This is a genomic window from Rheinheimera sp. 4Y26, assembly GCF_025245835.1.
GTDB lineage: Bacteria > Pseudomonadota > Gammaproteobacteria > Enterobacterales > Alteromonadaceae > Pararheinheimera.
In genome coordinates, this window is record NZ_JAOBWS010000009.1 from 140,023 (window position 1) to 158,869 (window position 18,847).

Sequence of the window (18,847 nt, forward strand, 5' to 3'; positions counted from 1 at the left end):
ACTAACAAGAAGGAAATTTTATGTTAAAACAACTCTGTATCGCTGGTTCTTTTGTGTTGGCTTTACCCGTGCTGGCGCTGGAAGTCAGCAGTCCGGATATTCAGGAAGGTCACTTTATGGCAAAAACCTTCGAGTTTTCCGGTTTTGGCTGTGGCGGTGACAATAAGTCACCGGCACTGAACTGGAAAGACTTGCCGGCAGGCACCAAAAGTATTGCCGTAACAGTGTATGACCCGGATGCACCAACGGGTTCAGGCTGGTGGCACTGGTTGGTGGCCGATATTGCGGTGGAAAATACCGGTCTGGCGCAAGGCGCCGGTTCTGCCGGTGGTAAAATGCCTGCAGGCAGCCGCAGTTTCAACAATGACTATGGCATTAAAGATTTTGGTGGAGCCTGCCCGCCGGTAGGCCATGGGATGCACCGTTACCAGTTTACCGTCTGGGCTTTACCGGATGCAAAATTGCCGGTGCCGGACAACGCTAACGCTGCTGTTGTGGGTTACACCTTAAATTCCAAAGCATTAGCAAAAAAGACCCTGACAGCCACTTACGCCCGCTAAGATCAGCCGCTAAACAGTGCTGAGAATTGCCGGAAGTTAAAACAACAAAGCCAGCTTAATGCTGGCTTTGTTGTGAGTAGTGTTTAGCTGTTTTTAACAAGTGGGGTGCTGTTATGTGTTCGTGGCAGCTGTTATTTTCCGATACAAAACGAGCTGAAAATACGACCCAGCAAATCGTCTGAGCTAAATTCACCGGTAATTTCATTCAGATGTTGTTGGGTTAAACGCAGCTCTTCCGCCAGCAGTTCACCGGCCAGATGGTTATGCAGCTGATGTTCACCAATTTCCAGATGTTCCATAGCGCGTGCCAACGCATCGAGATGGCGGCGACGGGCAATAAAACTGCCTTCTGTGCTGGCTTCAAAACCAATACAGGCTTTGAGATGATCACGCAAAGCATCTATACCCTGATTGGTTTTAGCGGAAATATGGAACACCGGCGTGTCACCTTCGTTATTGGCGCCAATTTGTTCACCTGTTAAGTCGGCTTTATTGCGCACCACTGTCACGCCAAGAGTTTTGGGTAAACGTTCTATAAACTCAGGCCAGATTTGAGCCGGGCTTATTGCGGTGGTGGTGGTGCTGTCCACCATAAAGAGCACGCGGTCGGCTTGTTCAATCTCTTGCCAGGCGCGCTCTATGCCAATCTGCTCCACTTTGTCGGTGGCTTCGCGTAAACCTGCGGTATCGATGATATGCAGTGGCATACCGTCGATATGGATATGCTCGCGCAGCACGTCGCGGGTGGTGCCAGCAATGTCGGTGACAATAGCGGCTTCACGCCCGGCCAGCGCGTTTAATAAACTGGATTTACCGGCATTGGGGCGGCCTGCAATCACCACTTTCATGCCTTCGCGCAAAATACTGCCCTGAGTGGCCTGTTTTTGAATGCCGGCTAAATCCTGAATAATTTCTGCTAAATCGCCAGCCACTTTACCGTCGGACAAAAAGTCGATTTCTTCATCGGGAAAGTCGATGGCTGCTTCAACATAAATACGCAGGTAAATCACCTTTTCCACTAAATCATGGATTTTCCGTGAAAACTCACCCTGCAAAGACTGCATCGCAGAACGGGCTGCTTGCTCTGAACTGGCATCTATTAAATCTGCAATGGCTTCGGCCTGGGTGAGATCCAGTTTGTCGTTTAAAAAGGCCCGCTCAGAAAATTCGCCTGGTCTGGCAATACGTACATCCGGCAACTGCAATAACTGGCGCAGCAGCATATCCAAGAGCACCGGGCCGCCGTGGCCCTGCAGCTCCAGCACATCTTCGCCGGTAAAGGAGTTGGGGCCAGGGAAATACAGCGCAATGCCCTGATCCAGCACAGAACCATCAGCCGCATAAAAGGGCAGATATTCGGCATAACGGGCTTTGGGAATTTTACGCAAAATGGCGTGTGCCACCGCCTTTACCGCCGGACCTGAGATGCGCAATATGCCTACGCCTGCTCTGCCCGGCGCTGTGGCTTGTGCCGCTATGGTATCTGTGGCGAACATCTGAACCTCGAATTTTCTGCAGCAGCTTGTGCTGTTTTGTCATAAAAAAATGCCCATTAAAAGAATGGGCATTGTCAGGCGTTACGTCAAAAGGCGATTAGGCGTTTCGTACGTACAGGCCTTTTTTCTCCATACCGCGGTAGATGTAGAGCATCTGTGCCAGTGAAATCAGGTTGCTGATCACCCAGTACAGCACCAGACCACTTGGGAACCACAGGAAGAATACCGAGAATGCGACCGGCATCCACAGCATAATTTTGGCCTGCATTGGGTCTGTCACTGTCATTGGTGTTAATTTTTGCATGATAAACATGCTGATACCGTACAGCACCGGTAAAACATAATATGGATCTTTGACTGAAAGGTCGGTGATCCACAACATAAACGGTGCCTGGCGAAGCTCAACGCTTTCAACAAAGACCCAGTATAAAGCCAGGAAAATTGGCAATTGGATCAGCATCGGCAGACAGCCACCCATAGGGTTTACTTTTTCTTTGCGATACAGCTCCATCATAGCCGGGCCCATCTTCTGACGGTCGTCTTTGTAACGGGCCTGTAACTCGTCAATTTTTGGCTTCAGATTACGCATCTTGGCCATGGATTCGTATTGAACCTTAGTCAGCGGGAACATTAAGCCTTTGACTAATAAAGTGATGGCAATAATGGCCACACCCCAGTTACCAACAACACCGTGGATCAGTTGTAATAACCAGAACAGCGGCTGAGAAATAAACCATAACATGCCGTAGTCTACGGTCAGATCCAGACCATTAGCAATTTGCGCCAGATTATCCTGATCTTTCGGGCCGGCATAAAAAGTAGCGGCAAAAGTTTTTTGTTCACCTACTGCAATACTTTGTTGTGGCGCTTGTACACCAATCACACCCAGATTGTCAGCCACCATGCTGTACAACTGATTATTGCCTTCACCTTGTGGTACCCAGGCGGCGACAAAATAGTGTTCCAGCATACTGACCCAACCACCTTGTGTACTCAGATTCAGGTTGGCTTCTTTCATGTCGTCAAACGACAGTTTTTCGTAGCGTTGGTCTGCAGTTGAATAAGCACCACCACGGTACACAGGCATCATCATGTTGGTGCCTTCGCCGTTATCGATGGTCTGGGCAAAGTGGAAATAAGGTTGCACAACCTTGCTGCCATCACCCTGGTTGGTTACAGAATATTCTACCCGGACATCATATTTTCCAGCGGTAAAAATAAACCGTTTTTCAATAACTAAACCATTGTGTGTCATGGTCAGAGGCACAATCAGCTCTGTCTGACCATTGGCCAGCTGGTAGCTGTTTTGCGCTACCTGATAAATCTGCCTTGGCGCTTTTTTATCGTCCGGGCCATCACCTAATAAGCCAGATTGGGCAACATACTCAAAACCTGGTTGTTGACGCATCAGCTGATAAGCGGCTTTGTTTTCCTGAGAAACAGTAAAACCAGGCAGCTCCAGTGCCACAATGTCGCCACCGCGGCTGTCAATTTTTACCGTCAGTACGTCGGTTTTGACTTCTACCAGTTGGGCTTGTGCTGCTTTTACTTCCGGTGCTGCTGCAGTGTTGCTGCCGCTGGCGGAAAGTTGTAAGTCAGCAGCGCTGCTGGTGGTTTGACTGTTGCTGGCCGGTACTACAGGTTTTGGACCATAGTCCACCTGCCATTGTTGCCACATTAAAAAACTGACCAGGGCCAGGGCAATAACTAAAAAACTGCGTTGCGATTCCATGTGTGAGCTTATCTCTTTGGCTTTTCCGGAACGGGATCATCACCACCCGGGTGTAGGGGGTGGCATTTTAATAGACGTTTGGCTGTTAACCAACTGCCTTTTAGCGGACCGAAACGGGTTAGGGCTTCTACCGCATAATGCGAACAGCTGGGATAAAAACGACAACTGGGAACAAACAGAGGGCTGATACAGCGCTGATAGCCTTTAACAACCTTAATTAAGGCTTGGGCTGGGTAGCGTTGTATTGGCGGGAGATCTTGCTCCATAACCGCTCCAGTTGTTTATGTAGTTCTGCGTTATCCGTGTTGCTGATGTCACCTTTCACCATCAACACACAATCTACCGGAGGTAACTGATGTTGGTGTAAGCGAAAGCTGTCGCGGGCACAACGTTTGATTCTGTTGCGTTGCGTGGCTAATTTAACACGTTTTTTCGCGATCGTCAGACCAATACGCGGAACAGCTAACGAATTAGCTTTACAGAGGATGGTAAACAGGGGAGATGCAACCCGGAACGGGTTTTGGAACACATTGTCGAATTCGCGGGGAGTTAACAGACGTAACTCCCTGCTGAAGGTATAGCTGACCACGCAGCGCTTAAAAATTAAGCGACAGTTAAGCGTTTACGGCCTTTAGCACGGCGACGCGCTAATACTTGACGACCATTTTTGGTAGCCATGCGAGCACGGAAACCGTGAACGCGAGCACGTTTTAACACGCTAGGTTGAAATGTTCTTTTCATAACTTCGTCCGTCCGGTCGATATTTACTAAGGTTTATCTGTGTTTTAGTAAAAAACCAAAACGCAGCGATTTCAAAAGAGCGCGAATTTTAAGGACTAAGTACACGCTTGTCAATGCGATCCTTGGTTAAATAACCATCCGATCCTTGAAATAACGCTGATCAACCAGAGTTTTCCACAGGCTGACATTTTTTGTTGGATAAAATGTGCATGAATTGGTCGCAAAGCACTTGATATTTCCGAATCGCCTTGGAAAAAGCTGCGGTATTATCAATTTGAATAATGGATATAAATTCAATAAAAACATCAGCATATGTTGTTTTTTCTGCAAATGATGCTTTTTTCAGAAAGTCAATATTGCAGTTGTGGATAAGATCAGCCCATAATGCCAACCTTCGCTAAAAAACGCCTGCCTTGCTAAATACTAATTATTCGGGGCTGTTGGAGATATGGTGTATCAGTCAGTCTGGCAAAATTGCCTAGAAGCACTGCAGTCAGAATTGCCTGCGCAGCAATTCAGCATGTGGATCCGCCCTTTGCAGGCCGATAGTTCCCATGACGCTCTCACATTATTTGCCCCAAACCGCTTTGTGCTGGATTGGGTCCGGGATAAATATTTAAACCGGATCAACGAGCTGATCCACGATTATTGTGGTGATCATGCCCCACGTCTGCGTTTTGAAGTAGGCAGCAGTCAAAAAACCGTCAAAGTGGCACCAGCGCCGGTTAGCCGCAGTCAAGCTGCGGCAGCTGCGCCAGTAGCAGCGCCGGAAATTCCTGAACCTGCACCAAAAACCATAGTGCGCAGTAATGTCCGCGCCAATTACACCTTCGATAACTTTGTCGAAGGTAAGTCCAACCAATTGGCGCGCGCTGCTGCCAGTCAGGTGGCAGATAACCCCGGCACTGCGTATAACCCGCTGTTTTTATATGGCGGCACAGGTTTAGGTAAAACTCACTTATTACATGCAGTTGGCAACGGTATTCTGGCGAAAAAGCCCGACGCTAAAGTGATTTATATGCACTCTGAGCGTTTTGTGCAGGATATGGTGAAGGCACTGCAAAATAACGCTATTGAAGAATTTAAGCGTTATTACCGCTCAGTCGACGCTTTGTTGATTGACGATATTCAGTTTTTTGCCAAAAAAGACCGTTCACAGGAAGAGTTCTTTCATACTTTCAATGCGTTACTTGAAGGTAACCAGCAAATTATTTTAACGTCTGACCGTTATCCTAAAGAGATTGACGGCGTAGAAGAGCGGTTAAAAAGCCGTTTTGGCTGGGGTTTAACTATTGCGATTGAACCGCCAGAGCTGGAAACCCGGGTTGCCATTTTAATGCGCAAAGCCCAGGAAAATAATATTCGCCTGCCGGAAGAGGTGGCATTTTTTGTCGCCAAGCGATTGCGTTCCAATGTGCGTGAATTGGAAGGTGCATTAAACCGTATTACCGCCAATGCCAATTTTACCGGCCGGCCTATTACCATTGATTTTGTCCGTGAGTCATTACGCGATTTATTGGCATTACAAGACAAGCTGGTCACCATCGAAAATATTCAGAAAACCGTAGCTGAATATTACAAAATCCGTGTCGCCGATTTGTTGTCTAAACGTCGTTCCCGTTCTGTGGCCAGACCCAGACAAATGGCGATGGCGCTTTCCAAAGAATTAACGAACCACAGCTTACCGGAAATTGGTGATGCTTTTGGCGGCCGCGACCACACCACTGTATTGCACGCTTGCCGTAAAATTGAGTCTCTGAAAGAAGAAACTCATGAAATTAAAGAAGATTTTCAGAATTTAATTCGCACTTTGTCGTCTTAATAGGGAAAGGTTATGCAATTTTACATTGACCGTGACACGCTGCTGAAACCACTGCAAATGGTATCTGGTGCTATTGAGCGCCGTCATACTTTGCCTATTTTGTCGAATGTGCTGCTGGACGTAACGCCTGAAGCTTTATCCTTAACCGGTACAGATTTAGAAATTGAACTGGTCGCTGCTGTGCCTTTAACCCAGGTACAGGTGCCAGGCCGTGTCACTATTCCGGCGAAAAAGTTACTGGATATTTGCCGTTCTTTGCCAGAAGGTTCGCCGCTGCATATTTCATTACAAGGTGACAACTGTATTGTCAGTACCGGTAAAAGCAAATTTACCTTATCAACCTTAAGCGCCAACGATTATCCGAATCTTGAATCCTGGCAAGGCGAAGTGGAATTTGATTTAACCCGGGCGCAACTACGCAAGTTATTGGACGACACCGCATTTTCAATGGCGAACCAGGATGTACGTTATTACCTGAATGGTTTGTTGTTTGAAGTGGATAATGGCACTTTGCGCACTGTGGCGACCGATGGTCACCGTCTGGCATTAAGCTCAATGGAATTGGCTGTGACTGCAGGTCAGCAAAAGCAGGTGATTATTCCGCGTAAAGGTGTACTTGAGTTAATGCGGTTGTTAGTCAATGACGATCAGGTGATCCGCCTTGCCATTGGGCAGAACCATATCCGGTTGCTCGACAGCCAGTTTAGCTTCAGCAGCAAACTGATTGACGGTCGTTTCCCTGATTATCGCCGGGTGTTGCCGCGTAACAGTTCCAAACAAGTCACAGCCCATCGTTCGGTGTTAAAAGACGCCTGTGTGCGGGCTTCAATTTTATCGAATGAAAAATACCGTGGTGTACGTTTTACCCTGAGTTCAGGTGAGCTGCAGATAGTTGCCAACAACCCTGAGCATGAACAGGCTGAAGAAGTCATCGAAGTAGAGTATCAGGGTGATACGCTGGAAATTGGTTTTAACGTGGGTTATGTGTTGGATGTGTTAAACACGCTCAGTACAGATTTAATCATTATGCATTTAAGCGATGCCAACTCCAGCTCGCTGGTGGAAGGTGTGGGTAATCAGGGCGCCTTGTACGTCGTGATGCCAATGCGGTTGTAATTGTTGTAGTTTATGGCGCTGGCGCTGTTACAGCTGACAGGTTTTCGCAATATCGACAATGCGGCTTTGCAATTTTCGCCAACCATGAATCTGATTTATGGTGAAAATGGCAGCGGTAAAACCAGTATTCTGGAAGCTATTTATTTGCTGGCGCATGGTCGCTCTTTTCGCACCAGCAAACCGCAGAAAGTGATTGGCCACCAGCACGCGCAGCTGGTTTTGCACGGTAAAGTGCAATGGGCGGAGCAGCTGCTGAGTGTTGGTATGTTACGTGACAGGTTGGGCGAATGGCAATTGAAGCTGAACGGCGAGAAGGTGTTGCGGGTGGCCGACATTGCCACTTTGTTGCCGGTGCAGTTAATTACACCTGACAGTTTCAGATTGTTTTTTGGCGGACCAAAAGAGCGGCGGCAATTTTTTGATATGGGATTGTTCCACGTGGAACCTTCCTTTTTTGAACTCTGGGTGTTGTTTAATAAGGTTTTAAAACAGCGTAATGCCTTATTAAAAAGCAAACAGCCTTATGGCGACAACTACAGATTTTGGGATCTGCAGTTGTGTGAAACTGCGGTGGCGTTACAACAGATGCGACAGCAGTATATCAACCAGTTGTGTGCAGCCTTGACACCTTTGCTGCAAGACATCGACGCGTTACAGCAACTTGAGCTTGAGCTAACGCCTGGCTGGGCAATGAAAAAAGGTGACGCCGCTGAGTTGATGCAACAGCTGCAACAGAATTTCAGCAGTGATCTGAAGTTTGGTTATACCCAACTTGGGCCACAAAAAGCAGATTTACGGATCAAAATTTCCGGTGAATATGCCGATGAGTTTTTGTCCCGTGGTCAGCTGAAGATGTTGTTGTTTGCGTTAAAGGTGGCACAAAGCAATGTAATTTTTAGCAGGGGCCATAAACAGCCACTGCTGCTGATTGACGATTTGGCGTCGGAGCTGGATGACCACTCTAAACGCCATATTTTTAGTTTTTTACATCACATCAATTCGCAGGTGTTTATTACTGCAATTGAAGCTGCTCAGGTCTTGCCATTAGTGTCGGGCACTGAGGTTGGATTGTTCCACGTGGAACATGGGCAGATAGTACGGACGGATAATAATGGCCGAAGAACATAATTACGACTCCTCCAGTATTAAGGTACTGAAAGGTTTAGACGCAGTCCGCAAAAGACCGGGCATGTATATTGGTGACACTGACGACGGTTCAGGCTTACACCACATGGTGTTTGAGGTTGTCGATAACTCCATCGACGAAGCCCTGGCTGGCTACTGTAGTGATGTTTTTGTCACTATTCACAGCGATAACTCGGTGTCTGTGCGCGATAATGGTCGTGGTATTCCAACCGATATGCACGAAGAAGGTGTCTCTGCCGCTGAAGTTATCATGACAGTACTGCACGCCGGCGGTAAGTTCGACGACAACTCTTATAAGGTGTCGGGCGGTTTACACGGTGTGGGTGTATCGGTAGTAAACGCTCTGTCGGATAAACTGGAGCTGACCATTCGTCGCAAAGGCCAGGTGCATAACCAGATTTATCGTTTAGGTGTGCCGGACGAGCCACTCAAAGTGATTGGTGAAACCGATAGCACAGGTACAGAAATTCGTTTTTGGCCAAGCCCAACTATTTTTACCGATATCAATTACCACTACGATATTCTGGCCAAACGTTTACGTGAGCTGTCGTTCCTGAACTCTGGTGTCAGCATTATTCTGACCGATGAGCGTGACGACAAAAAAGATCACTTTAAATATGAAGGTGGTATCGAAGCCTTTGTGCAGTACTTAAACCGCACCAAAATGGCGATTCACCCTAAAGCCTTTTATTTTACTGCCAGCCGCGAAGATGGCATTTCGGTAGAAGTGGCGATGCAATGGAATGATTCGTTCCAGGAAAGCATCTTCTGTTTTACTAACAATATTCCACAGCGCGACGGCGGTACTCACTTAGCGGGTTTCCGTTCGGCTTTAACCCGGGTGTTAAATACATATATTGACGCCGAAGGGTACGCCAAAAAGATGAAAGTGGCAGCTACCGGTGATGACGCCCGTGAAGGTTTAACAGCTGTTATCAGCGTCAAAGTGCCGGATCCAAAATTCAGCTCACAAACCAAAGACAAGCTGGTTTCCAGCGAAGTGAAGTCGGCGGTTGAAAGTGTGATGCATGAAAAGCTGAACGAATATTTGCTGGAAAACCCAAACGACGCCAAAATCATCGTCACCAAAATTGTCGACGCTGCCCGTGCCCGTGAAGCTGCGCGTAAAGCCCGTGAAATGACCCGTCGTAAAGGCGTGCTCGATATCGCTGGTTTACCAGGTAAATTGGCCGACTGTCAGGAAAAAGATCCAGCATTATCAGAACTTTACCTGGTAGAGGGTGACTCTGCGGGTGGTTCTGCCAAGCAGGGCCGCAACCGCAAAAACCAGGCGATTTTGCCACTGAAAGGTAAAATTCTGAACGTAGAAAAAGCCCGCTTCGACAAGATGATTTCATCTCAGGAAGTTGGCACTCTGATCACCGCTTTAGGTTGTGGTATTGGCCGTGAAGAATACAATCCGGATAAAACCCGTTATCACAGCATCATTCTGATGACGGATGCCGACGTCGACGGTTCGCACATTCGTACGCTGCTGTTGACCTTCTTCTATCGCCAGACGCCTGAACTGATTGAGCGTGGTTATATCTATATTGCTCAGCCACCGCTGTATAAAGTGAAAAAAGGTAAACAAGAGCAGTACATCAAAGATGACGCTGCGATGACAGAATACCTGACCACACTGGCACTGGATGAAGCAACTTTACATGTAAACGCCGATGCCCCTGGTATTGGTGGTGCACCACTGGAAGCTTTGGTTGGCCAGTATCATAAGTGTAAAGCCACTATTGAACGTTTAGGCCGCAAAATCCCACTGAACCTGCTGAACGAGCTGGTGTATGTGCCGGGCATTACCGTTGAGATGTTAAAAGACGCCACTTTAACCAAAGAGTGGGTTGGCAAACTGGCAAAACGTCTGCAGGACAAAGAAGGTGATGGTTCCAGTTATACCTTTGATGTGACGGAAGACCGTGAGCGTAATCTGACGTTGCCAAAAATTGTTATTCGTCAGCACGGTATCGACAATGAATATGTACTGCATTACGACTTTATCACCTCCAGCGATTATGGCCGTATTGCCGCTTTAGGCGACGCGATTCGTGATCTGGTGGAAGAAGGTGGTTATATCCGCCGTGGTGAAAAAATCAAACCTATCACCAGCTTTGTTGAAGGCCTGGAATGGTTGATGACAGAGTCGAAAAAAGGCCTGTATATTCAGCGTTATAAAGGGTTAGGTGAAATGAACCCAGAGCAGCTGTGGGAAACTACTATGGATCCAAATACCCGTCGTATGCTGCGGGTTACCATTGAAGACGCCATTGGTGCCGACCAGCTGTTTAATACCCTGATGGGTGACGACGTAGAACCTCGCCGCGCCTTTATCGAAGAAAACGCGCTGCGGGTGGCCAACCTGGACGTGTAACTTTGTCGGATCTCATCTCTGGTGAAACGGCGTCTCAAAGTCGTGAACTGCCGTTTCATCTGAGATGAACAGACCAAACGATAGTAAACAAAAGCCCGGTTAATTAACCGGGCTTTTTTTATGATTATTCAAAGTGTTATGGAGCCTGCACCAAGCAGTGCTGTTTTCTGCTACAAAGCAATGGGTAGCTGTTGCTGATTCTTTTTCCGCAGCAATGTAGCAACCATAACAACCTGATTTTTATCGATAGTTGTTAAATCAGGCAACTACAGTTGCCATTTGATGTAGCAGAACTCTGCCAGTCGTCACGCCTGTATCTAATTTAGCAAAGTTGAATTGTCGTAATGTCAGGCCTATGGTTGGCGGGCAGTCAGGGAGCAGACGGCATGTAGTACGACTGGACAGTTGTATGGAGGTCATTCGTTCATCGGGCCCGCTTGTTTTCCATGTCTTTCATTACCGAATGACGCTGCAATCAGTTGTGCAGAACAGCTGAACCCTTTGCCAATAACGCTGCAAAAGGAGAGTGCAGATGAACAGCATATTTAATGAAATCACCGGCGACGATGACGTTGCCACCTTACCTGTTGAAATACAACTGCTCCAACGTGATGAGCACCCTGATTTTGTATCCCTTAAAATCAGTGAAGACAGCGCTGAGGAGATCCAGGCATATCAACCAACACCGGATTGGCCTGAGATGCCCAAACCGCAGCTGCCGGAGTTACCCTTACCATACCCGCCAAAACTACCGCTGCCAATTAAGGTATGTGCTGCAGTCAGCGGCCGCTACCGTTATCAGCCTGTCGCAAAACCGGGCACTTTCCCGCTGAATCTGCTGAACATCACAGTACGGATTGATGTAGACCGCTTTTTACCGCAACAACGGATATCCATTGAAGCGCGACGGCTATTTCCGGCGTCCAGTGCGCACATCATAGCGGAAGTCACGTCTGATGCATGTCTGGGACTTAATCACCGACGAGTGAAAGCAAACGTTGTGTACCGGCATGGTTCCGCAGCGCTATTACCGGCTGAGCAGCTGGTGTTTGAAGCTAAAAGAGGCGCTGTGGGCCTGAAGTACGCGAGCTATAAACTGACACTGATTAACGCCGGGACCAGCCGTACTTATCCGCTCAGTTTCTGGTCGCAGTATTTTGATGAAGTAGAGTTTGAGGTGGATCAGGTGGCTGGTGCCAATAATGTAACCACCAGCTATCAGACGCACAGCCACCCGAACCGGCCGGCCGATTTGCCCAATGAAACGTTAAACCTGACCACTGTGTTCCAGCGTGCCGGCTTTAACGCCACCTTGTCACCCCATCCATCAACTATTCCGGTTTCGGCTGCAGGGGCGAATGCCACCTGGTCTGACAGTGAAATGCACAATGCAATGGTCACCTACTGGCAGCGTTTTGCTGATAAACCTCAATGGGCGATGTGGGTGCTGTTTGCTGCCCGTCACGATAGCGGTCATGGTTTGGGTGGCGTGATGTTTGATGATATTGGTGCCAACCACCGCCAGGGTACGGCCATTTTCACCAATAGTTTTATTCAGGATGTGCCGGCAGGAGAGACAAATGCCGCCGCCTGGCGTCAACGGATGGTGTTCTGGACCGCAGTGCACGAGATGGGGCACGCTTTTAATCTGGCACACTCATGGCAGAAAGCGCTGGGGGTGCCGCAGGGCGCGCCGGGCAATCCGTGGTTGCCTTTGGCTAATGAACCGGAAGCCCGCAGTTTTATGAACTATCCGTATTTTGTTTCTGGCGGACAGTCGGCGTTTTTCAGTAACTTCCGTTTCCGTTTTAGTGATGATGAGTTGGAGTTTATGCGCCATGCGCCCCGTAGTTTTGTGCAGATGGGCAATAACAACTGGTTTGATCAACATGGCTTTGAAGCGGCACCAGCGCACAGCGAATCCGGCTGGCAACTGGAAATACGCAGTAACAAGGCAAGGCCTGGTTTTAACTTTATGGAACCTGTCTGGCTGGAGTTGAAGCTGAAAAATATCGCTGAACAGGCGCAGTTGATAGATGAAGATCTGCTGCAAGACGGCCAGCACTTTAGTTTGGTGATCCAGCGTGAAGGCGGCACCGCAAAATTCTGGCGGCCGATGATCACCCGTTGCCACCAGGCGCACCGCCATGCGATAACGCCAGGTGCTGCCATATATGGCAGCCATAATGTCAGCTGCACTACCAGCGGCTGGTTAATCGATGAACCAGGCTTTTATCAGGTTCAGGCTGCCATTGATCTGGGCCATGCCGTGGTGCGGTCAAACCTGTTGCGTATTTATGTTGCGGCAACCGGCTCAGTTGACGAGCATCTGCTGGCACCGGATTATTTCACCGAAGATGTGGGGCGGGTGTTGAGTTTTGGCGGAGCTCCGGCGTTAACCGCGGCTACGGACTTGCTACAGGAGCTGGAACAGAAGTGCCCGCAATCAGCGGCTGCCTTGCATGCCCGCTGGGCATTAAATGCGCCAGCTATCCGTTCGTACAAAACGCTGAGTTATGGCAAAGCAGGGCCGAGTTTTGTCTGTACTGCTACAGACAGCAAAGCGGCAGAGCGGCTAACAAAATTGCTGACCTCGGACGCGCAGACTGTCGCCAACAGCATGGGCAACATTCACTATTTTGCCGCAGTGCAGGAGCTGTCGGACTGCTACCGGCGTAACGACGACAAAAAGGCCGCCAAGGCCTTGCTGGAGCATGGGGTGAACAGTATGAAACAACGTCATGTACTGGCATCGCTGCAAACAGAATGGAGTCAGCAGTTAAAACAGCTGAAATAATAAGATAGTAAAGTTGCAGTTGCTGCGGGTCGGTGTGGATACGCAGTAACTGCAGACCTAAGTCCATTCCTCTGCTTTGTTGTTACCTTCTCTGATACCCGTTGTTCAGTTGGGTGTTGTCGAAAATAAAAACAAAATTTCTGTTGACCTACATGATTACAGGTGTAATCTTAATTGAATTACATCTGTAATCTATGGCGCAGTCTGAAGGAGTAACACATGAATAAAGACATTAGTCAGGCCGAATTGGAAGTACTTAAAGTGCTATGGGCCAGATCACCAATCAGCGCCAATGAGGTAGTTATTGCCCTGGCGGATGCCAGTGCGTGGCATGAAAAAACAGTCAAAACACTGTTAAACCGTTTGGTGGCAAAAGAGGCGGTGGGTTATGAAAAAGACGGTCGCGCCTATTTGTATTATCCGCTGGTGCAACAGGCTGATTATCAACAAAAAGAAAGTTTAAGTTTTATTCAGCGGGTTTTGTCGGGCCGTATCGCACCTTTGGTGGCTGGTTTTGCTAAACAGCAAAAGCTCGATGCCAAAGATGTAGCAGAGTTAAAGCAGCTGATTGCTGACTGGGAAAAGGAGCAAAAACATGACTAATTGGTTGCTCGGGCAATTATTACCACTCAGCCTGCTGCTGGTGTTGCTGTTACTGCTTCGCCCTCTGGTATTGCGTTTGTTGGGGGCGCGCTGGCAATACAGCCTCTGGGCTTTGCTACCGGCGCTGTTAGTGGTGTCGTTGCTACCTTTGCCGGCATATAAAGCAGCTGACAACAGCATCAGCCGTTTTCAGATTGGTATCAGTAAACTGAATGCGGATATCAGTGAGAACCTGTATGCCATTGACGGCCTGATGCTGGTCTGGCTGACAGGTGTGTTGTGCCTCGCTCTACTGCTATTTGTGCAGCAAAGGCAAATATGGGCACAGCTGGCAGTAGCTACTCCTCTGGTGAACTCTGCTGATATTCCACTTCGCTGTAAACAAAGTGATGGCCAGCATGGTCCATACGTCACTGGTTTGTGGCGGCCGCAACTGTTATTACCAAACGACTTTGCGGAACGATTTAGTAAAGAACAGCAACAACTCATCCTGCAGCATGAACTTACGCATGTGCAGCGGGGCGACTTACACGCTAATGGCCTGGCTTTATTGTTGCTGACCTTATTCTGGTTTCATCCACTTTGCTGGTGGGCGTATCGCCTGTACCGGCAGGATCAGGAACTGGCTTGTGATGCTGTAGTTCTGCAGCATGCCAACGCCAAACAAAAAATTGCTTACAGTCATGCACTGCTGAGTAATGCAGAAACTGCTGCCAAGAACTGGCAGTTACTTACCAACCCTTATGGAGATAAACACATGATGAAACAACGTTTAACGCTGTTACAGCAGCAACATGGCTTTAGCAAACCGCTTTTGAGTTTAAGCCTTGTGGTATTCACCGCAGTGCTGTTATTGCTGCAGCAACCGGTGTTGGCTGGTTCCGGCGACAATGCTGCGCCAATCAGCAGGGTTGAACCTCGTTATCCGCTTGAAGCGGCACAAAACAAAATAGAAGGTTATGTGGTGGCACAATTTGATATCAGTGCAGAAGGTAAGGTACAGAATGTGAAGATTCTGAAATCAGTACCAGCTCAGGTATTTGATAAAGAGTCGGTACGCGCACTGGAACAATGGACTTATGCCAAAACTATGGCCGGTCAGCAGGGCGTGAAGGTGCAGCTTGATTTTGCGATGGATCCAGTTGACTACAACATTGAGCGGGTTGAGGTGTCACCGTCAAAATAACCGTTATTGATGATTAGCCAAAACAGCAAAGGGGCCAGCGGGCTCTTTTGCTGTTTCGGTTACAGCCTGAGTGCAAATCGAGATAAATTCAATAATTTTCCCGTCATTCCTGCAGAAAATGCCGCGAAGCGCTACAGAAACGTCACGTAAATGGGTATACTTTTCGGTCATTTTTGCAGGTCTATCTCATTCAGCGAACAGGTGCGCCTTCTATGCACAATTACGATATTAAAACATTCCAGGGATTGATCCTGGCGTTACAGGATTATTGGGCCCGTCAGGGTTGTGTCATAGTGCAGCCCCTTGATATGGAAGTGGGCGCCGGTACTTTCCATCCGATGACCTTTTTACGTTCCTTAGGCCCGGAGCCAAGCAACGTGGCTTATGTGCAGCCGTGCCGCCGGCCAACCGATGGCCGTTATGGCGAAAACCCAAACCGCCTGCAGCACTATTATCAGTTCCAGGTGATTTTAAAGCCGTCGCCGGCCAATATTCAGGAGCTGTATTTAGGCTCGTTACGTGAGCTGGGTATTGATACCCTGGTACACGATATCCGTTTTGTTGAAGACAACTGGGAATCACCAACTCTGGGTGCCTGGGGTTTAGGTTGGGAAGTGTGGTTAAACGGCATGGAAGTGACGCAGTTCACTTATTTCCAGCAAGTCGGTGGCTTAGAGTGCCGTCCGGTGACAGGCGAAATTACCTATGGTTTAGAGCGCCTTGCCATGTACATTCAGGGCGTGGACAGCATTTTTGATCTGGTCTGGACCGACGGCCCTATGGGTCGTGTTACTTACGGTGATGTGTTCCACCAAAACGAAGTAGAGCAGTCGACTTATAACTTTGAATACGCCGATGTGCCTGCCTTGTTTGCCGCTTTTGACCAGTACGAAGCGGAAAGTCACAAACTGATTGAACTGGGTTTACCGCTGCCGGCTTATGAAAAAGTGATGAAGGCATCACATGCCTTTAACCTGCTGGATGCACGCCACGCTATTTCGGTGACAGAGCGTCAGCGTTATATTCTGCGGGTACGCACTTTAGCCAAGGCCTGCGCTGAAGCTTATTATGCTGCCCGCGAAAAGCTGGGTTTCCCGTTATGCCGTAACCAGTCACAAGCGCAGCAGGAGGTTTAAGTGGTGCAGGATTTTATTGTTGAGATTGGTACTGAAGAGTTACCACCGAAGTCGCTGCAAACTTTAGCAACGGCTTTTGAGCAGAATATCGTTGATGAGCTGAATAAACTCGGTTTGTCATTCAGCAACACCGCCTGGTATGCCGCGCCACGCCGTTTAGCAGTGCGGGTTAATCAGTTGGTGGCACAACAAGCTGACAAAGTAGTGGAAAAGCGCGGCCCGGCGCTCGCAGGTGCTTTTGACGCTGCCGGTCAGCCGACCAAAGCAGCGCAAGCCTGGGCCGCTTCTAACGGTATCAGCGTGGAACAGGCCGAACGCCTGGAAACCGACAAAGGCGCCTGGCTGGTCCATAAAGCCAAGGTGCTGGGTGCTGCCACCGTTAGTTTATTGCCTGAAGTGATTAACAACGCGCTGGCGAAGTTGCCAATCGCCAAGCCAATGCGCTGGGGCCACTCGACCGCTGAGTTTATCCGTCCTGTACATACTGTAGTGATGCTGTACGGTAATGACATAGTGCCGGCCACTGTGCTGGGTAAAACTTCAGGCCGCGCTACCCATGGCCACAGATTCCACGCGCCGGCATTGGTGGACATTGCCAATGCTGATGCCTATTTAAGCACGCTGGAGCAAGCTTTTGTGGTGGCCGATTACGCCAAACGCCGTGCTTTTATTGCCGCTGAAGTGGCAAAAACTGCAGCTTCATTGAATGGTATGGTGGCAACCGACGAAGCACTGCTCGATGAAGTCACTTCTTTAGTGGAGTGGCCAGTGGTACTGGTGGGTTCTTTTGAAGAGCGTTTCCTGGAAGTGCCGGCTGAGCCGTTAATTTCCACCATGAAGGACAATCAAAAGTACTTCCCGCTGCTGGACAAAAGCGGCAAGTTGCTGAATAAATTCATTTTTGTTGCCAATATCAACAGCAAAGACCCAAGCCAGATCATCTCGGGCAATGAAAAAGTAGTGCGGCCACGTTTAACAGACGCCCAGTTCTTTTTTACTGTGGATAAAAAGACCAAACTGGCTGATCGCCTTGAGAGCCTGGGCACTGTATTGTTCCAGCAGAAGCTTGGCACTTTACGCGAAAAGTCTGAGCGTATTGCCAAACTGTCGGCTTATATCGCCGGCAAAATTGGCGCCAATGTGCAACATGCTGAGCGTGCCGGTTTATTGTCTAAAACCGACCTGATGAGTAACATGGTGGGTGAGTTTCCGGAAACCCAGGGCATTATGGGTATGCATTATGCCCGTATCGATGGCGAGCCAGAGGCTGTTGCTGTTGCGCTGAACGAACAATACAAACCGCGTTTTGCCGGAGACAGCCTGCCAAGTCAGCTGGAAGCCTGTGCAGTGGCCATTGCCGATAAACTCGATTCTTTAGTGGGTATTTTTGGCATTGGTCAGGCGCCAAAAGGCGACAAAGACCCCTTTGCGCTGCGTCGTGCTGCCATTGGTGCGCTGCGCATTATGGTGGAAAAACAGCTGCCGTTGGACTTGCTGGACATTATTGGCTACGCCCAAAGCACCTTTGGCGACAAGTTAACCCAGGCCACTGTTGCTGATGAAGTGCTGGAATTTATGCTGGCGCGTTTCCGTGCCTGGTATGAAGGCGAAGGTTATGCAGTGGATGTGATCCAGGCAGTACTGGCACGTCGTCCAACCAACCCGGCCGATTTTGACCGTCGTGTCAAAGCCGTTGCTGAGTTCCGCAAATTAGAAGCTGCTTCTGCTTTAGCTGCTGCCAATAAGCGGGTGGCGAATATTCTGGCCAAAGTGGAAGGCGAGCTGCCACAACAAGTGAACAGCGCCTTATTACAAGCTGGCGCTGAGCAAGCCTTGTTTGCCGCTTTATCAGCCAAACAAACAGAGCTGGAAACGCTGTTTGCCAAAGGCGACTACAACACTGCGTTAAGTACTTTATCGTCACTGCGTCAGGTCATCGACCAGTTCTTTGATGAAGTCATGGTTAACGTTGAGGATGTGGCCGTACGGCAAAACCGCCTGGCGCTGTTAAACCAACTGCGTTTAGCCTTCCTGCATGTAGCTGATATTTCTGTGCTGCAGTAACACTGCAGTCCCGTATTGATATCAAAATAAAACCCGGCCAAAGCCGGGTTTTATTTTTGCCCTTT

The 18,847-nt window shown here is 48.7% G+C and carries 15 protein-coding genes; 10 read left to right on the forward strand and 5 right to left on the reverse strand.

The genetic code is table 11. The features are described from left to right. Positions 1-20: 20 nt before the first annotated feature. The gene (locus N3Z11_RS12745) at positions 21-560 is read left to right on the forward strand and encodes a YbhB/YbcL family Raf kinase inhibitor-like protein (RefSeq protein ID WP_260657569.1); all 540 of its coding nucleotides are present in this window, start codon (positions 21-23) and stop codon (positions 558-560) included. Between the two features lie 131 nt (positions 561-691). Here N3Z11_RS12745 and mnmE read toward each other — a convergent pair whose 3' ends face one another. The 5 genes from mnmE to rpmH form a co-directional block, all read right to left on the reverse strand. Further along, positions 692-2,056, reverse strand: a complete 1,365-nt coding sequence (gene mnmE, locus N3Z11_RS12750) for a tRNA uridine-5-carboxymethylaminomethyl(34) synthesis GTPase MnmE (protein ID WP_260657570.1) — start codon at positions 2,054-2,056, stop codon at positions 692-694. A 97-nt stretch (positions 2,057-2,153) separates the two neighbouring features. Next, positions 2,154-3,788: a membrane protein insertase YidC gene (gene yidC, locus N3Z11_RS12755; RefSeq protein WP_260657571.1), complete on the reverse strand. Its 1,635-nt coding sequence runs from the start codon at positions 3,786-3,788 to the stop codon at positions 2,154-2,156. An 8-nt stretch (positions 3,789-3,796) separates the two neighbouring features. After that, a complete protein-coding gene (yidD, locus tag N3Z11_RS12760) occupies positions 3,797-4,054 on the reverse strand; it encodes a membrane protein insertion efficiency factor YidD (protein WP_260657572.1) in 258 nt (85 codons plus the stop codon). Then, entirely contained in the window at positions 4,006-4,377 is a 372-nt protein-coding gene (rnpA, locus tag N3Z11_RS12765) for a ribonuclease P protein component (protein WP_260657573.1), read from the reverse strand. Before rnpA ends, yidD begins: the two co-directional genes overlap by 49 nt. Before the next feature lie 14 nt (positions 4,378-4,391). Next, positions 4,392-4,529 (reverse strand): 50S ribosomal protein L34, encoded by a 138-nt coding sequence (rpmH, locus tag N3Z11_RS12770; RefSeq protein ID WP_046519750.1) that lies wholly within the window; start codon positions 4,527-4,529, stop codon positions 4,392-4,394. A 451-nt stretch (positions 4,530-4,980) separates the two neighbouring features. Here rpmH and dnaA point away from each other — a divergent pair, with 451 nt between their 5' ends. From dnaA to glyS, 9 genes are all read left to right on the forward strand, one after another. Next, entirely contained in the window at positions 4,981-6,351 is a 1,371-nt protein-coding gene (gene dnaA / locus N3Z11_RS12775) for a chromosomal replication initiator protein DnaA (RefSeq protein WP_260657574.1), read from the forward strand. A gap of 12 nt (positions 6,352-6,363) precedes the next feature. Beyond that, positions 6,364-7,467 (forward strand): DNA polymerase III subunit beta, encoded by a 1,104-nt coding sequence (dnaN, locus tag N3Z11_RS12780; protein WP_260657575.1) that lies wholly within the window; start codon positions 6,364-6,366, stop codon positions 7,465-7,467. Positions 7,468-7,479: 12 nt separating this feature from the next. Continuing rightward, the gene (gene recF, locus N3Z11_RS12785) at positions 7,480-8,595 is read left to right on the forward strand and encodes a DNA replication/repair protein RecF (protein WP_260657576.1); all 1,116 of its coding nucleotides are present in this window, start codon (positions 7,480-7,482) and stop codon (positions 8,593-8,595) included. Then, on the forward strand, positions 8,579-10,996 hold the full coding sequence (gene gyrB, locus N3Z11_RS12790) for a DNA topoisomerase (ATP-hydrolyzing) subunit B (protein WP_260657577.1): 2,418 nt from the start codon (positions 8,579-8,581) through the stop codon (positions 10,994-10,996). Before recF ends, gyrB begins: the two co-directional genes overlap by 17 nt. Positions 10,997-11,528: 532 nt before the next feature. Beyond that, entirely contained in the window at positions 11,529-13,793 is a 2,265-nt protein-coding gene (locus N3Z11_RS12795) for a hypothetical protein (RefSeq protein WP_260657578.1), read from the forward strand. Positions 13,794-14,012: 219 nt separating this feature from the next. Continuing rightward, complete coding sequence (locus N3Z11_RS12800; RefSeq protein ID WP_260657579.1) at positions 14,013-14,396, forward strand: BlaI/MecI/CopY family transcriptional regulator; 384 nt, start codon at positions 14,013-14,015, stop codon at positions 14,394-14,396. Continuing rightward, positions 14,389-15,582, forward strand: a complete 1,194-nt coding sequence (locus N3Z11_RS12805) for a M56 family metallopeptidase (RefSeq protein WP_260657580.1) — start codon at positions 14,389-14,391, stop codon at positions 15,580-15,582. The genes N3Z11_RS12800 and N3Z11_RS12805 overlap by 8 nt, the downstream gene beginning before the upstream one ends. 212 nt (positions 15,583-15,794) lie before the next feature. Continuing rightward, complete coding sequence (gene glyQ / locus N3Z11_RS12810) at positions 15,795-16,718, forward strand: glycine--tRNA ligase subunit alpha (RefSeq protein ID WP_260657581.1); 924 nt, start codon at positions 15,795-15,797, stop codon at positions 16,716-16,718. A 3-nt stretch (positions 16,719-16,721) separates the two neighbouring features. Next, positions 16,722-18,782, forward strand: a complete 2,061-nt coding sequence (gene glyS, locus N3Z11_RS12815; protein WP_313771357.1) for a glycine--tRNA ligase subunit beta — start codon at positions 16,722-16,724, stop codon at positions 18,780-18,782. Positions 18,783-18,847 lie beyond the last annotated feature (65 nt).

Coding starts and splice junctions, on each gene's coding strand:
- N3Z11_RS12745 (WP_260657569.1), top strand. CDS start 21: ATGTTAAAACAACTCTGTATCGCTGGTTCTTTTGTGTTGGCTTTACCC.
- mnmE (WP_260657570.1), bottom strand. CDS start 2,056: ATGTTCGCCACAGATACCATAGCGGCACAAGCCACAGCGCCGGGCAGA.
- yidC (WP_260657571.1), bottom strand. CDS start 3,788: ATGGAATCGCAACGCAGTTTTTTAGTTATTGCCCTGGCCCTGGTCAGT.
- yidD (WP_260657572.1), bottom strand. CDS start 4,054: ATGGAGCAAGATCTCCCGCCAATACAACGCTACCCAGCCCAAGCCTTA.
- rpmH (WP_046519750.1), bottom strand. CDS start 4,529: ATGAAAAGAACATTTCAACCTAGCGTGTTAAAACGTGCTCGCGTTCAC.
- dnaN (WP_260657575.1), top strand. CDS start 6,364: ATGCAATTTTACATTGACCGTGACACGCTGCTGAAACCACTGCAAATG.
- recF (WP_260657576.1), top strand. CDS start 7,480: ATGGCGCTGGCGCTGTTACAGCTGACAGGTTTTCGCAATATCGACAAT.
- gyrB (WP_260657577.1), top strand. CDS start 8,579: ATGGCCGAAGAACATAATTACGACTCCTCCAGTATTAAGGTACTGAAA.
- N3Z11_RS12795 (WP_260657578.1), top strand. CDS start 11,529: ATGAACAGCATATTTAATGAAATCACCGGCGACGATGACGTTGCCACC.
- N3Z11_RS12800 (WP_260657579.1), top strand. CDS start 14,013: ATGAATAAAGACATTAGTCAGGCCGAATTGGAAGTACTTAAAGTGCTA.
- N3Z11_RS12805 (WP_260657580.1), top strand. CDS start 14,389: ATGACTAATTGGTTGCTCGGGCAATTATTACCACTCAGCCTGCTGCTG.
- glyQ (WP_260657581.1), top strand. CDS start 15,795: ATGCACAATTACGATATTAAAACATTCCAGGGATTGATCCTGGCGTTA.